Below are 14,830 nucleotides of genomic sequence, written 5' to 3'. Positions count from 1 at the left end.
CCGGTTTATCGAGCAGCATCAATAAGCTCAGATTCGCCATGTACAGGGAGTAAGTCCAATTCAATCTTATGTCTGAAATAATCGGTTAGGACTAAGGCAAGTAACTGGAGCAGGAAATTTTTCTTCAGCAAAGTCCTTGTGGTCGTTGTTGATATGGCTGTTCAGTAAAAGAACTGCGAAGTTTTGTTCATTGGATAATAGTGGTTATCCGAACATTCATCTTCTCTTTTTTATCCGACTCATGTATACTGCCTATCGTCTTTTTAAACCAGCCATCGTTAATGCCATTAAAGCTTTTTGTGTATGAAGCCGGTTTTCCGCTTCATCGTAGATAACGGAATGCGGGCCGTCAATCACTTCATCGGTAACTTCATATCCTCGGTCAGCGGGAAGACAATGCATATACAACGAATCTTTTGCGGTGAGGTTCATTCTCCGTTGGTCGCAAATCCAGCTGGTATATTTTTTCGAAATTTGCATTGACTCTTCTTTATTCTCGGTTGTAAGGTAGCATCCCCAGCTTTTGGGGTAGAGAACATGTGCGCCTTCAAATGCGAAGTCCATATCGTGGACAATTTCAAATTTACAGTTGTTTTTTATCGCGTTCTGTTGCGCTTGGTTGATAATTTCCGGCATCAGGTTAAATTCCGGCGGATGCGCTAACGTAACATCTAATCCGAACCGCGTCATTAGCAAGATTAACGACTGCGGAACGGATAGCGGTTTGGTATAACTCGGTGCATATGCCCAGGAGATAACAAATTTCCGACCGCGCAGTTCGTTATGAAACTTCTCTTTAATCGTCATTAAATCGGCTAATGCCTGGCAGGGATGGTAAATATCACATTGCATATTAAACACCGGTACTTCTGACCATTTTGCAACTTCATTAATATATTTATTCCCGATACCCCAGAAACAGTTCCGAATCGCTATCCCATGCCCATACCGAGATAGAACGATCGCCGTATCTTTTGGTGATTCCCCATGCGAAATCTGCATTTTATCCGGGGTTAAATCATGCGCATGTCCACCGAGTTGGGTCATTCCCGCTTCAAACGAGTTCCGGGTTCGGGTAGATTGCTCGAAAAAAATCATAAAGAGCGTCTTATCTCGAAGAATCGGATGCGGAATACCCCGTTTAAATTTCTCCTTCAACTCCGCAGCGGTCTGAAATAATAACGCCATTTCTTCGTCAGACCAATCCATATCGCTGATGTAATGACGGCCAGTGAGGTTAAGTGCCATAATTTCTCCCTAAATAAAAAGTGCAAATATTAAAAGCTAAATGGCAAATTTTAACTGATTACTCTGGAATGTTATTTTAACTACGCACTTTACCGTGCGTTAACCGTTGATTTTATTCTAATAACTACCGCGCAAACACTCGGCATCTATTTTGTATACTATGATAGAGTCCTGCAGCAAGGATAGATTTAAGCATATCTCCAGGGATAAATGGAAGGAACCCTGCAACAACCGCATGTTTCCAGTCTAGGTGCATAATGAATGCTAATTGGAATGTTCCAAAAAGTAGGATAAGCAACGACCCGAGAATCATTGCACGCAATATCTGAAAATACGATGCTGGTTTGGTGTTCGGAATCAGTTTTCCGACCAGATACGCAGCAGCAATGAATCCGATTAAATAGCCGCCGGTCGGTCCGGATAAATGCATGAGTCCAAATGATGCACCGGCGAATATCGGCAATCCGCTAGCGCCAAGCAGAACATACCCGAATTGCGTTACCGCTGCATATTTTCTCCCTAACGCAGCACCGAGAAATATAACGAAGAATGTCTGTAAGGTTAACGGGACCGGGGTAAATGGTAGCGGTATACGAACGAATGCGCCCAATGCGGTTACGACAATTCCAGTGATGATTCCGAAGAAGATAATTGCGGTTTTATTAGCTAATATTTCTTTTTTTGAAAGAATATCCCATGGTTTAGAATAGTTCATAGTAACTCCATTAATTTGAAATGTTATAGGGTAAATGAGTTAAATTAAGAAAAACTAGATTGATAGTTTTCTCTTATTCAACCTCGACTATTAAAATTGTTTGCTATGTCTATTAACAACGTCCGGGTCAATTCCTTTACCATCCGACAGCGGTATTCACCGCTAGCGCGGATATCGGTTATCGTCGAACATCGACTCAGTGCGGCTTCAGCTGATTGATTAATAATTGTAGCATTGAACGGCTGATTGAACAAGATACGTTCTGCTTCGATTGCCCGAATCGGTTTTGGCGCAACACTTCCTAACCCAATCCGAACTTTGCCAAACCGATTCTTATCTAATTCTGCTTTAATTGCAATAGCTACAATTGATATCGAGACCGCATTTCGCTGGCCAATTTTATAATATCGGCCAGATTCATTTTTTTTCATTTTTGGGAATCGAACCCCGAGAATCAGTTCGTCCGGTTGCAAAATAGTTTTCCCAGGAGCGAAAAAGAAATCTTCGATTGGAACCTCACGGTGTCCCGTTAAACTTTTTAAAATAACCGTTGCTTCAAGCGCGATAAGCGGCGGCGCGGTATCCGCAGCCGGAGATGCGGTTCCGAGGTTGCCACCAAGTGTTCCGCGATTACGAACCTGTGGCGATCCCATTCGTCTCGCCGCTTCTGCTAAAATATTCCCATATTTATTGATTAAATCCGATTCTGCAATTTCCCGCTGAGTGACTAATGCACCGAGTTGAATATACTCGCCAGTCTCAATTATTCCTTTTAATTCTTGAATCTGGGATATATCAATTATCTTCTTAGGATAAAAAATCCTCACTCTACCGGCAGCTAATTTTGATTCGCGCAATTCAATAGCTATATCTGTTCCACCAGCTAAGATAGTCGCTTCGGTCCGATATTCTCCTAAATATTTTAACGTTTCTTCTAATGTTCTTGGAATTAAATAAATTAGCTGATTCATATTTTGTAATATATTCTAGCGTAAGAACTTTAGGTAAGTAAATCTTTACTTGGGTTTCCACGGAGCATGTATGTTATTACACTTTCAGTCATTGTTTTTGTGAAGTTTATTTTCTTTCATATATATTTTGAATAAAATTTCCTACAAATTCATGGTTTTTTAGCCATAATCAAACTATCTATGAGGAACTTGATTAAAAAAAAGCAAATTCCAGGTTCCGGAGTTTGCTTTCTACACATTAGTTTTGAATCAACATTTGCCTATTAAGCTCAAATTTTGTATTAGAACCAAGATATGGAGGACTAAAGTCCGATTCTAGTGAAGAAGCTTATTTATATTTTGAGAGATAGAGGTTAATGAGTTAGTTGAGGAGAGTGAATCGCCCTTAGCTTAAGTTCAGGAAGAACTGGTGCATACACAATCTTTGATTTTTAACTCCGCATTTCCTGATTCCGCGCTATGCTAGACATAAGAAACGAATAGTTTCTATTGCAAAATTTAAGCTAGAAACTGTTTTTTAGCTTTTGTTTTCTACCCTCTAACCTTTTTCTTCATCGCTTCGCTCCCTTAGATATCCAGGATTTCTATAATGTAGATTATTGTTTTGCAGCTTGGAGAGTGTTCTGAAGGAGCATAGCGATAGTCATCGGACCGACTCCGCCGGGAACCGGCGTAATATATCCTGCAACTTGCGAAACCGATTCGAATTCGACATCGCCGACTAGTTTATCATCTACCCGATTTACTCCGACGTCGATAACCACCGCTCCGGGTTTAATCGCAGCGCCAGTAATAAAATTCGGTTTTCCAATCGCGACCACGAGAACATCTGCTTCCCGAGCGACTGCCGGTAAGTCTATCGTTCGCGAATGGCAAATGGTTACCGTCGCATGCTGTGCAAGCAGTAAAATCGAAACCGGTTTGCCAACAATATTACTTCTACCAATAACCACCGCGTGTTTCCCTTTCAATTCAATTCCGGTTTTTTGGAGCAGAACCATTATCCCAGCAGGAGTGCAAGGGATAAAGGTCGGAGTACCAATCAATAAATTACCAATATTCATCGGATGAAATCCGTCAACATCTTTTTGCGGATTGATACTTTCGATAACCTTTTGTTCATCAATGTGGTCCGGTAATGGTAGCTGGACTAGAATCCCATGAATTTTCCGGTCATGATTTAATTTCTGAATTAGGGATATCAATTCCGATTCTGTAATCGTTTCTGGTAACGCATATTCTTCAGAATAAATCCCAACCTCAGCACACGCTTTCTTTTTCGCATTAACATACACACGCGATGCAGGATTATTTCCAACAATCACTACGGCTAATCCCGGCTGGGTTTTTCCAGTAGCAACGAGTTGCGCGATTTCTTCTTTAATCTGCTGCCGAATCTCTTTTGCAATTGCTTTTCCATCAATAATTTGCGCTGACATAAAAAGTAGATAGCACAGATTATTAATTCAGATTACATTGATTCAAATGCATGACTCAATGTAATCGTCTTTAGCAATCTGTGTAATCCCTATTTTAAATATGCATCAATTGACCGGGCTGCAATTTTCGCGTTTCCCATTGCTGCAATAACCGTTCCTTCTCCGGTAGCAATATCTCCCCCAGCGAAAATATTAGGAATGGACGTCTGGAATGTTTTCGGGTCAACAATGATATGCCCATATTTATCCGTTTTCAATCCAGGCGTAAATCGCGGCAGTAATGGATTCGGTCCTTGTCCTATCGCATTGATAAGCGTGTCAATTTCCATTTCAAATTCTGACCCTTCGATTGGAACGGGTCTACGCCGTCCACTCGCATCAGGTTCGCCGAGTGCCATCTGTTGACAGCGCATTCCAACCACCCAACCATCCGCATCTCCTAAAATGGCTACCGGTGCGGTTAATAGTTTGAATTTAACCCCTTCTTCTTCAGCGTGATGAATTTCTTCGATACGCGCTGGCATTTCAGCAAACGACCGTCGGTAAACAATAGTTACTTCTTCTGCACCAAGTCGTAACGCAATCCGAGCAGCGTCCATTGCCGTATTTCCAGCACCGATTACCGCAACTTTTTTTCCACGTCGAATCGGAGTACCATATTTCGGAAACTGATAAGCCCGCATGAGATTAACCCGAGTTAAAAATTCGTTTGCCGAATATACTCCGTTAAGATTTTCTCCAGGAATATTTAAAAAATACGGCAGTCCGGCGCCTGTCCCAATAAAGAATGCTTTGAACCCTTGCCTAGCTAAGTCATCTATAGTGAGAGTAACCCCGATAATATTGCTCGTATGAATTTCTACACCGAGTTGCTGAACATATTCAACTTCACGGCGCAGAATTGCTTTCGGTAACCGAAATTCCGGTATTCCATAAATTAATACGCCACCGGGTTCATGTAACGCTTCAAACAGGGAAACATTATATCCCATTCGAGCTAAATCCGCTGCTGCGGTTAATCCGGCTGGTCCGGAACCAACCACCGCAATTTTTTTACCTTTTCCATTGTTGGAAACCGAGTCAACCTGTACTTGCGGGAAATTCTGCATTTCCCAGTCTGCTGCGAACCGTTCGAGTTTGCCGATGTTAACCGGCTCATATTTTTTCCCTAACGTACACGGGCCTTCGCATTGGGTTTCCTGCGGACAAACCCTGCCACAGATGCCGGGCAAATTATTTTTCTCTTTTAATTTCTTAATTGCACCGAGGAAATCTCGTTCGGCGATACATTTGATAAATCCGGGTATATCAATTTCTACCGGGCAACCAGGAACACACGGCGGACGTTTGCAGAATAAACATCGTTTCGCTTCTGCTACCGCCTCTTCTTCGGTATAACCGAGGCAAACTTCATTAAAATTCGTACGCCGCTGTTCAGCTGGCTGTTCAGCAATAGGTGTTTTTTTCGGTTGTATTGCAGGCATAGTTATTCTATCTTTTATCTGGAGTTAACCTCGACGAGCTTGAGCTCGTCGAGGTTTTTGATACAGCTTTTATCGAGCTCGATTAGGTTACGATGATGATTCTTTTTGAACGGATTGGAGAAGCGGAGCAAGTCTGCAATTTCCCTGACCGATTTTTTGCGCATGTTCAACAGCAATTTTTTCGTAATGCAAATATTGTTTCGTTCGACGAAGTAACTCATCAAAATCTACCTGATGCCCATCAAATTCCGGTCCGTCAACACAGGAAAATTTATTTTTTCCGCCAACCGTTACACGACATCCGCCACACATCCCGGTTCCATCTACCATAATCGCGTTCAAACTAACGATAGTCTTAATCCCATAGGGTTTTGTCAGTTCACTAACCGCTTTCATCATCGGCAGTGGTCCGATAGCAATAATTTCGTTGATTGCGATTTTAGTATCAAGCAATTGCTTCAATACATCTGTTACGAACCCGTGTATCCCAAACGAACCGTCATTGGTGCTATATAATACCTGGTCGCTGACCGCTTCAAGTTCTTTTGCTAAAATCAACAATTCTTTAGTCTGCGCGCCAAGGATAGTGATAACTTTATTTCCGAGCCGTTTTGCTTCTTTTACTTCTGGATATATTGCAGGAACCCCCACTCCGCCACCAATAAAAACCATCGTCCCGACACGTTTAATTTCCGCCGGATTGCCTAGCGGACCGACTATATCAAGAAACGCACTCCCGACCTCCATCGCGCAGATTTCTCTGGTTCCCTGTCCAATTTCTTGGATAATGAGTGTAATGGTTCCGGTCTCAGCATTATGGTCAGCAATAGTTAACGGAATCCGTTCACTCCATTCATAGGCACGAACAATAACAAAATGACCAGGTTTCGCTTTTGCTGCAACTAACGGTGCGGAAACTTCAAATAGAACGATTTTCGGAGCTAAATTTTCTTTACGAATAATGGTATGCATATCGGATATAAATAATAAGCACCACGAAAGTTAATTTTGTTCGTTTTCCTTTCGTGGTGTCGGTTTTTTACGCTATTATTGATAATACTATTTTAGCATATCTCGATTTTTTTAGCATGAAAATATAAGAATTATGCCAACGAAATTCTATGGCGAACCAATTGAAGTAGAGCTAGACGCTGCTTCTCGTCAGCCGATAATGTTCTGTTGGCGGAAGAAAAAATATCTAATTAGAACCATTCGTTCGTCTTGGCAGGATGTCGGATTCGGTCATCGAATAATACCGAAACGGGTAGCATGGCGGCTACGGCATCATCGGAATTATTTTCAGGTCGAAACTGATGACGGAAAGGTATTTGAAATATATTGCGACCGCACCGCAAAGAAGAAAACGTGGATACTATTCCGTGAAATTTAGAAACAAAGTATATATTCCATTGCGGAGTCCAGGTTGTTCTCTGAACTCCGCAACGGTTGAATGCATCAAGGTTAGCTTCTTTAGTTAAATATGTAATTCTAAATTTGTGTTAAACTCTAACCGACACTATTTACCAGCTTCAGGAGCCGGTGCCGGTGCTGGTGCTGGTGCTGGTGCACCTTCAGCTGGTGGTGCTGGCGGTTGTGCACCTTCCGGCGGCGCGCCCGGCGGGATTTCTGGACCAGCGGCTGGGGTCCCACCTCGACTTAAATACGGTTGCATCTGTTTCCAGAAGAAATACCCAGCTACGATAATTATCACGATTAATACAATTGTCCAGATGATTTTTTTCGCGTCCATGTAATAATTTCCCCCCTCTCTTGGCGAAAATTTCCACGCAATTGCCGAAAAATACCTGATTGAATTATTTAATTACTATTTCATAATATACCTGAATTTGTCAAATTGGTCAATAAAAAAATGCATTTTTTTGTTAAAAAAGTTTATTGTTCTGAGAAGACTTATTTTGTTCATGGTCTTTGTTGGTAACAATATCTTCTGGAATTTCGTCATCAGGTTTTTGATTATACTGCCGCTCGAGAAACTCTTTATATTTTCGGGCTACAGCTTTTTCCCGTTCGAAATATTCGATAAATCGTTCAGTACCACATTTGGCATTAACAATATTCCCGATATCGCGACTACAAAAATAAACGAGAACTAAATACATTGCCCCAATAGCTTCGAGAGTATGCCAGGTATATTGACTCGTAAACTTTTCGGTGACTATAACATAACTAAACGCGACGATTATCGGCAAAGCGATGATAAACCAAAAAATTCCCCGAATATAATATCCGGTAAACATATGACCGACCCCGGGAATAAAACTTAGTATTTTAACTATAAAAATCGGACAGTGTTGGACGGTAGGCCGACGCTGACGAAGCGCTAGTAAGATGGTTCCGAAAATATCTGCGACCAATTCACGGAGTTGGATAACAATCGGAATTTGTCGGAAATTCGGCATAAATATCCTATTTCGTTGAACATTTTAAGCTAAAATAGTTTACCCTGATAACACCGATTTTGCAAGTAGGTTCAATAATTTAATAAAAATATCTAATATGGTACTAGCACATCATTTAAATTAATTCCGATGAAAAATAATCGAATTCTATTAATCAATCCATGGATATATGATTTTGCGGCGTATGATTTATGGGTTAAACCGCTTGGATTACTTTACCTCGCAAGTATCCTTCGTGAAAATGGTTACCCCATCTATTATCTAGATTTACTTGACGACCGAGCCGAAGTATCGACAGCCAAACTTCATCTGCAAGAATTCGGGCAGAAGAAGTTCCGGAAAGAGGTTATCACTAAACCTGCGGTATATCAGCATATCCCCCGCCGGTACGGTCGGTACGGGATATCAGAAGCGCAGGTTCGCTCACAACTCAATCAGCTGCCGAAACCAGATATCATTCTCATAACTTCGATAATGACTTATTGGTATCTTGGCGTATTCCGAACCATCGAACTGGTTAAAGAAATATATCCGGATATTCCGGTTATTTTGGGTGGGATTTATGTAACGATATGTTATCAGCATGCGGTAGAGTTATCCGGAGCGGATTATGTGATCGCCGGGGTAGGTGAAGGAGAATTACTCCGACTGGTTGACCAGCTTACCGGAAATCAATCAAGGTTTATTCCCGACATAGCGAATTTCGATTCATATCCATATCCAGCGTTTGATTTAATCAATCCGCTGGATTATGTTTGTCTGTTAACCACTCGTGGATGTCCCTATCGGTGTACCTATTGCGCATCGCATTTCCTTAATCCGGGGTTTCAGCGGCGGCACCCGGAAAAAATCATGCAAGAAATCGAGTTCTGGTATCGGGAATATGGAGTTAAAAATTTTGTATTTTACGACGATGCATTGACTTTTGAACCAGAGTCACATTTTATTCCCTTACTAAAACTTATTATTGCAAAAAATCTGCCGATATATTTTCATACTCCAAATGGTTTGCATACTCGTGGGATAACTGAATCTGTTGCCCGAATGATGTATCACGCCGGATTTAAAACTTTGCGGTTAGGATTAGAGAGTAGCGACCCTGAGTTTCAGATTCAATCCGGTGGGAAGATATCGAATCCGGAATTCGAATCCGCAATCAAGCATCTGCATGCTGCGGGATATTCCCCAAACCAGATCGGAGTATATCTTTTAACCGGATTACCAAATCAACGTGCAGAAGAAGTTGAACGAAGTATTCGATACGTTAAATCCTGCGGAGCGCGCCCGTATTTAAGCGAATATTCGCCAATTCCTGGAACGAAGTTATGGGAACAAGCGATAACTGTATCTCGGTTCGATATCGCTTCTGACCCGTTATATCATAACAATTCGATTTTTCCTTGCCAATGGAAAGGATTTACGTGGGAACAACTCCAGCGATTGAAACTGTTACTTAAGCAGTAAACTTTCATGAAGTGATTCCCAGAATGTAGTTTCTATCCGAGTAGGATGCCATTCCAAATAGTATATGCTGAATACACCGGGAGTCCAATCATTCCAAGCGATATGTGGTAGCCCATTCTGGTCGAGTGAAAGTGCTGGCCATTCTGAACCCCCAGAGGTATGGCTGATATTTAGGTCATTAAGACTCGTCCATGAATTGCCGTTCCAGTATTTGTAATATATCTCTTTGTTTCCTGAAGATGTATCGTACCAAGCAATATGTGGATAACCAATCGTATCGAGCGCCAAACATGGTGAACGTGCATTACCCACAGTACTACTGATATTCAATGAACCGCGTGTTACCCAATGGGTTCCATTCCATTCTCGGTAATATACTTGTTCTGTTCCAAGGAAGGTTACTTCACTCCAAACTACATGGGGATATCCCCTTGAATCTAAGCAAAGTGAAGGTAATTGGGAATACGACCAGGAATCGTGTGTTTGACTAATATTTAAATTAGCTAAGGTAGTCCAAACTGAACCATTCCAAAATTGATAATAGATTTCTCCGCTTCCCCCGGGAATAGTTCCAGGTAGATGTTCTAACCAAGCGAGATGGGGGTAGCTATTTGTATCTACTGCTAACGAAGGTTGATATGATGGTGCAGAACTCCTTGTTATATTTTCGCTGTTTGACCAATCGGTTCCAGTCCATTTCCGATAATAGATATCGAAATTTCCGGAAGCACTATCCATCCAAGCGATATGCGGATACCCGAGCTTATCTAATGCAAGTGAAGGACTTAAAGCTATTCCCGTACTTTGACTGATATTGCGAGAAGTTCCTAACGTGGTCCAGACCGATCCGTTCCATTTTACATAATAGATTTGTTCGGAATCAATATTCCCTTCTTGCCAGGCAATATGGGGATTATCAAAATTATCTAAAACTAAACACGGATTTCTAGAATCAGCCGGAGTTTGACTGATATTAATCGAAGTTCCCTTCGTTGTCCAGATTGAACCGTTCCATTCGAGATAACAAATTTCCAAATTCCCATTCAGATAATCAGACCAGACTAAATGTGGATGACCATGTATGTCAGTTGCTAACCCATGCATACCGAGACCTGCACGAATTGGTACAGGTGTGATATATAATGATCCTCCACGTGTCGTCCAATGTGAACCAGTCCAGTATTTATATGCTAATATTTCAGTTGCAGCATTTTCATTTTGCCAGAGTATATGCGACCGATTAAATTTATCTATAACGAGTCGTGGGCTTTCGGAATAGGTCGGATTATTACTAATGTTAATTTTTCCTAACGTCGTCCAGATAGAACCATTCCAATATTGATAATAAACCTCACCATCGCCATTTGAATTATGCCACCACGAAATATGCGGTTGATCATCGGTATCTAATGCCAGACTCGGATATGCAGAAAAACAAGCGGGATCGGTTAAGAATAGATTTCCCTTCGTAGTCCATATTGAACCATTCCATTCACGATAAACAATCTGAGCATGATACGCACTACTACTCACTACCCAAGCAATACAAGGATTTCCAGATTTGGTTAAGGCAAGCGAAGGTTGGTTTGAATAAAAAAATTCGTTACATAATGAACTGTCGACAATCCATGCTGTATTCTGCAAATATGCATAAAATATTTTGTTTCCACCATGCCAAACGAGATGAGGAGTATCGTTCGAGTCGAACTGTATTTGGTGATTAAAAATATAAGGTGAACGACTTTCAAATAAAAAAGGAAATTGTGTAGTCCATATTGTTCCTGTCCATTCCCGATATTGTAACTCAGTATAGTCTCCGAAATCTTCTTTCCAAATTATACATAGATTATCTTGCGAATTTATTGTAAGATAAGGTTCTGATGCACGCGCAGTAGTTTTGCTAATGTTACTATCTTCGCCTACCGTAACCCAATTCGTGCCGTCCCATCGGATTAAATAAATCTGGCTTCCTGATTCAGTGTATTCCATCCATTTATTAAATGACCAAAATCTTCTATTGAGTCCAGTCGTTCCTACGGGAATCTCCGTCCAAGCAATATAAGGGAAATCATTCTTATCTAGCGTGATACTCGGATATTTTGAAATTCCCAAAGTATTGCTAATTTTACCTGTCCCACGTGTCGTCCAGACCGATCCATTCCAGTAAACATAATAAATTTCCCAATTGCCAAAATCACTGACTGCATAAACTATATGGGGATAACCGTTCCGGTCAACCGCAAAAGCGTATTCCTGCTGTCCCGCACCGAAACCAACCGATGTGCTACCAGAATAAATATTCGGGGTAGCCAATGGTTTCCAAGAAGTAATTAGAAGAGAACTCAAATCGAATCCGTAGCCAAAGCCTATAAAGATAAACAATGAATACAAGAAGAACCAGATAAAGTAAATCCTGTGAAAAAGAAGTCTAATCATAATAAAATTACTCCTTCCATTTATTTTGACATGTTATTTCGCCCAGCGGTTTTCTGCCCCGGTCAGGCGGTGTTTCCGCAGGATAGCCGAGCGGAGTTAACGCTACGACTCGCCATGGGTCGGGGATCCGCAAGATTTTTTTCACTTCTTGTTCATCAAATGCACCAATCCAACAGGTGCCAAGTCCTTCAACAGCGGCAGCGAGACAGAGATGTTCGACCGCAATCGCTACATCTATCGGAAATGCGTTCATATATCCGCCCTGCCGAGGATAGGCAAGTTCAGGATTACCGCAGGCGATAATAACCAGATTCGCTTCAGCGATAAACTTTTGATTTCGACATGCGGCAACTAATTTCTGTTTCAATTCCGGGTCGGTCACCAGAATAAATTTCCAGGGTTGCGCATTGCATCCAGACGGTGCGATTCGTGCTGCTTCAAGAATCCGGTTAAGTTTCGATGGTTCAACAGGTTTATCTAAATATTTTCGGACACTTTTTCGAACTTTTAGCGCTTCATAGAAATCCATTGAAACCCTCCAGTTAAATAATCAGCTGACTTAAATATGACCGAACAATAGATGATACTATCTGAATTCCGATAGAGTTCGGATTCAAGTCAGCTGCATAATTAATAATATCAATAATAATTATAAAATATAGAATGATGATTAGACAAACGCGCTGGCTTTCGCTTGATGGATGATTACTTCTGAAACGCCGGGGATATGCAACAGAATTTGTTTAATTCGGTTAATTTCTAAATCCGTTAAATCTCGATGTGATATGCGGTCCATGAAATGCCCAGTTAAAGTTACTTCACCGCGATGTACCAGAACATCGATATGTGCTAAATCCACCCCTTCTTTATCCAGCTTACGTTCAACATCACGGAAAATGCTTATATCACGTGGGTTCATAGTTTCGGCTGTCTGAAGTCCTAAGTTTTACATGCTCAATCTATTTAAAGGTTTTAGGTAAAACTCAGCACTCAGTATTGGGGAATTCGTCCTTGCCGTTACACCTCCTTACCTCCTACAAAACCATAAAAAACAAAAACCCGCCTTTTCATTTTTTCGGTAGCATAAATTTTCTACCGGAAGAAAAAGCGGGTTAGTTGAATTGGTTGTATGAACCTGTTTCTTTGTTTAGGGAGGCATGATTCTGCATCACCTCGAGTTCCAATCTCAAGGATTTCGTATTTTTAATATAGGTCTGCTTATCAATGCTCCCCTCACATCCCTAAATCGTTTCATTTAGTATAGCGCACTTAATATAAATTGACAAGTTTTTTGAAGAAAAAGATTGAACCGACAACCACTGTTACATTGATGTTGTATCTGTCGTCATGCAATAGCCAAGACTAATTTCTTGAGTTATCGCATATAGTCGTATCCTGAACTAAGATTATGATCATTGAAATCGGAGTAAAGCGCCGATGTTTCCGAGTTCTGGCATAATTGGATGCCCGACAACATATTCAATTTCGCAGTTCTGTTTTATTGCAAGTTTAACCGCTTCTTCGACCACATCCGTAATCGGTTGCATTTTTTCTGAACAGAACGGGCAATTTCCATTATCAATATTAAAATATCCGCAATGCAAACATTTATACCCCGATTTTTTGAATCCGTCAGCGATAATTAAGGTATGGACTTTATCTTCCTGTAACGCTAACAGCGTATCCGAAATTCCGGTAACCGTAAACTGATTGGTCTGTTGTCCTTCAAGTAATTTAGCAACTAGTTTCGCTTCCGCAGCGCGTTCAATTTTCTGTTCCACCGCTAGCGATTGTTCGAGTACCTGTTCAATCGATGCGGTAAGTTCTAAATTCAATCTTCCGGCAATCCGTTGTTGGAGATAACTATGCAGCGCCCGTTCGAAATCCGATAGAATTTCTTTCGTTCCACCGATAATGAGACGGTCGAACGGTTCCTTTTTATAATATGACCAGAGAACATCAGCGGTGTGTTTCAGATGCAAATGAACATGATACTGGATATGCCGTTCCACATGTGACGCTGCACCGGAAGCCCAACCTGGGCGTCGAACCTTTTTGGGGACTTCATCAAACAGGGAGGTATATTCTTCTATTTGCCCGAGATAAACAATAAAGATCCGCGCTTTTTCTTTATTGACCAAAACGACACAGTATCGTTCATATTCATCGAGCATACGTACCATCGGTTGAATGTATGGTTTTGCATCAATAACCAATTCATTGGGGAACGGACATGGAAGTTGGAATACCTGCCAAAAATTATTTCCGCTAGATGAAAATAGTGCTACTCCCCGCGTTTTATTTGGAGTAAACTCCGACGTTATATATCGCGAGATTCGTTTGCAGTCAGACTCAACGGATTTTCGCTGTTCAGCAGATAAATTTTTTTCATCGAGCGTAGCTAACGATGATTTGATTAAATCTTTTGCCGTAGTTATGTAAGTTTTTTGCGGAGTTTGTTTGTGTGTAGTATTGAGATAACACGAGGTTACCGGAAATTTATTTCCAGAGAATGAAGATAATTCCTGAACGTGCTGGCGAGTAATGAGCATAAGCTACACCTCCGAATGTGTCGAAGTATCAATGACCACCGGTCTAATTATTCAAAAGGACTACTCCAATTACTTACTATGATTTTGCGGATTACCACTAT

General features: G+C 41.1%; 14 protein-coding genes. 2 read left to right on the top strand and 12 right to left on the bottom strand.

The window, feature by feature from the left end; all coding sequences use genetic code 11:
- Positions 1–252 precede the first annotated feature (252 nt).
- The 6 genes from N3A72_00645 to N3A72_00620 form a co-directional block, all read right to left on the bottom strand.
- Positions 253–1,248, bottom strand: coding sequence for an ornithine carbamoyltransferase (locus N3A72_00645; GenBank protein ID MCX7918118.1), 996 nt, complete (start codon positions 1,246–1,248; stop codon positions 253–255).
- Positions 1,249–1,372: 124 nt separating this feature from the next.
- On the bottom strand, positions 1,373–1,963 hold the full coding sequence (locus N3A72_00640) for a biotin transporter BioY (protein ID MCX7918117.1): 591 nt from the start codon (positions 1,961–1,963) through the stop codon (positions 1,373–1,375).
- 77 nt (positions 1,964–2,040) lie between these two features.
- The gene (locus N3A72_00635; protein ID MCX7918116.1) at positions 2,041–2,934 is read right to left on the bottom strand and encodes a xanthine dehydrogenase family protein subunit M; all 894 of its coding nucleotides are present in this window, start codon (positions 2,932–2,934) and stop codon (positions 2,041–2,043) included.
- Between the two features lie 596 nt (positions 2,935–3,530).
- Entirely contained in the window at positions 3,531–4,373 is an 843-nt protein-coding gene (folD, locus tag N3A72_00630; GenBank protein ID MCX7918115.1) for a bifunctional methylenetetrahydrofolate dehydrogenase/methenyltetrahydrofolate cyclohydrolase FolD, read from the bottom strand.
- Positions 4,374–4,462: 89 nt separating this feature from the next.
- Positions 4,463–5,857: an NADPH-dependent glutamate synthase gene (gene gltA, locus N3A72_00625; GenBank protein ID MCX7918114.1), complete on the bottom strand. Its 1,395-nt coding sequence runs from the start codon at positions 5,855–5,857 to the stop codon at positions 4,463–4,465.
- 87 nt (positions 5,858–5,944) lie between these two features.
- Positions 5,945–6,829, bottom strand: coding sequence for a sulfide/dihydroorotate dehydrogenase-like FAD/NAD-binding protein (locus tag N3A72_00620; GenBank protein ID MCX7918113.1), 885 nt, complete (start codon positions 6,827–6,829; stop codon positions 5,945–5,947).
- 133 nt (positions 6,830–6,962) lie between these two features.
- Here N3A72_00620 and N3A72_00615 point away from each other — a divergent pair, with 133 nt between their 5' ends.
- Positions 6,963–7,247, top strand: coding sequence for a DUF6504 family protein (locus tag N3A72_00615; protein ID MCX7918112.1), 285 nt, complete (start codon positions 6,963–6,965; stop codon positions 7,245–7,247).
- A 126-nt stretch (positions 7,248–7,373) separates the two neighbouring features.
- Here N3A72_00615 and N3A72_00610 read toward each other — a convergent pair whose 3' ends face one another.
- Positions 7,374–7,607, bottom strand: a complete 234-nt coding sequence (locus N3A72_00610; GenBank protein ID MCX7918111.1) for a hypothetical protein — start codon at positions 7,605–7,607, stop codon at positions 7,374–7,376.
- Between the two features lie 133 nt (positions 7,608–7,740).
- The gene (locus N3A72_00605) at positions 7,741–8,277 is read right to left on the bottom strand and encodes a hypothetical protein (GenBank protein ID MCX7918110.1); all 537 of its coding nucleotides are present in this window, start codon (positions 8,275–8,277) and stop codon (positions 7,741–7,743) included.
- A 129-nt stretch (positions 8,278–8,406) separates the two neighbouring features.
- Between N3A72_00605 and N3A72_00600 the strand changes: the two genes are divergently transcribed.
- Positions 8,407–9,741 carry a radical SAM protein gene (locus N3A72_00600; protein ID MCX7918109.1) on the top strand — a complete coding sequence of 445 codons (1,335 nt, stop codon included), beginning with the start codon at positions 8,407–8,409 and terminating at the stop codon, positions 9,739–9,741.
- Here the strand turns inward: N3A72_00600 and N3A72_00595 are convergent.
- From N3A72_00595 to N3A72_00580, 4 genes are all read right to left on the bottom strand, one after another.
- The gene (locus N3A72_00595; GenBank protein MCX7918108.1) at positions 9,727–12,087 is read right to left on the bottom strand and encodes a hypothetical protein; all 2,361 of its coding nucleotides are present in this window, start codon (positions 12,085–12,087) and stop codon (positions 9,727–9,729) included. The two genes, N3A72_00600 and N3A72_00595, sit on opposite strands and share 15 nt — an antisense overlap.
- A 97-nt stretch (positions 12,088–12,184) precedes the next feature.
- Entirely contained in the window at positions 12,185–12,706 is a 522-nt protein-coding gene (locus N3A72_00590) for a nitroreductase family protein (GenBank protein MCX7918107.1), read from the bottom strand.
- Between the two features lie 141 nt (positions 12,707–12,847).
- Positions 12,848–13,096 carry a BON domain-containing protein gene (locus N3A72_00585; protein MCX7918106.1) on the bottom strand — a complete coding sequence of 83 codons (249 nt, stop codon included), beginning with the start codon at positions 13,094–13,096 and terminating at the stop codon, positions 12,848–12,850.
- 493 nt (positions 13,097–13,589) lie between these two features.
- Positions 13,590–14,729 carry a hypothetical protein gene (locus tag N3A72_00580; protein ID MCX7918105.1) on the bottom strand — a complete coding sequence of 380 codons (1,140 nt, stop codon included), beginning with the start codon at positions 14,727–14,729 and terminating at the stop codon, positions 13,590–13,592.
- Between the last annotated feature and the right edge of the window lie 101 nt (positions 14,730–14,830).

It is taken from the genome of bacterium (genome assembly GCA_026416715.1).
In the GTDB taxonomy this organism is placed as follows: Bacteria; UBP4; UBA4092; order JAOAEQ01; family JAOAEQ01; genus JAOAEQ01.
The sequence above is the reverse complement of the archived record's forward strand: the minus strand, read 5'-3'. Positions and strand labels throughout refer to the sequence as shown.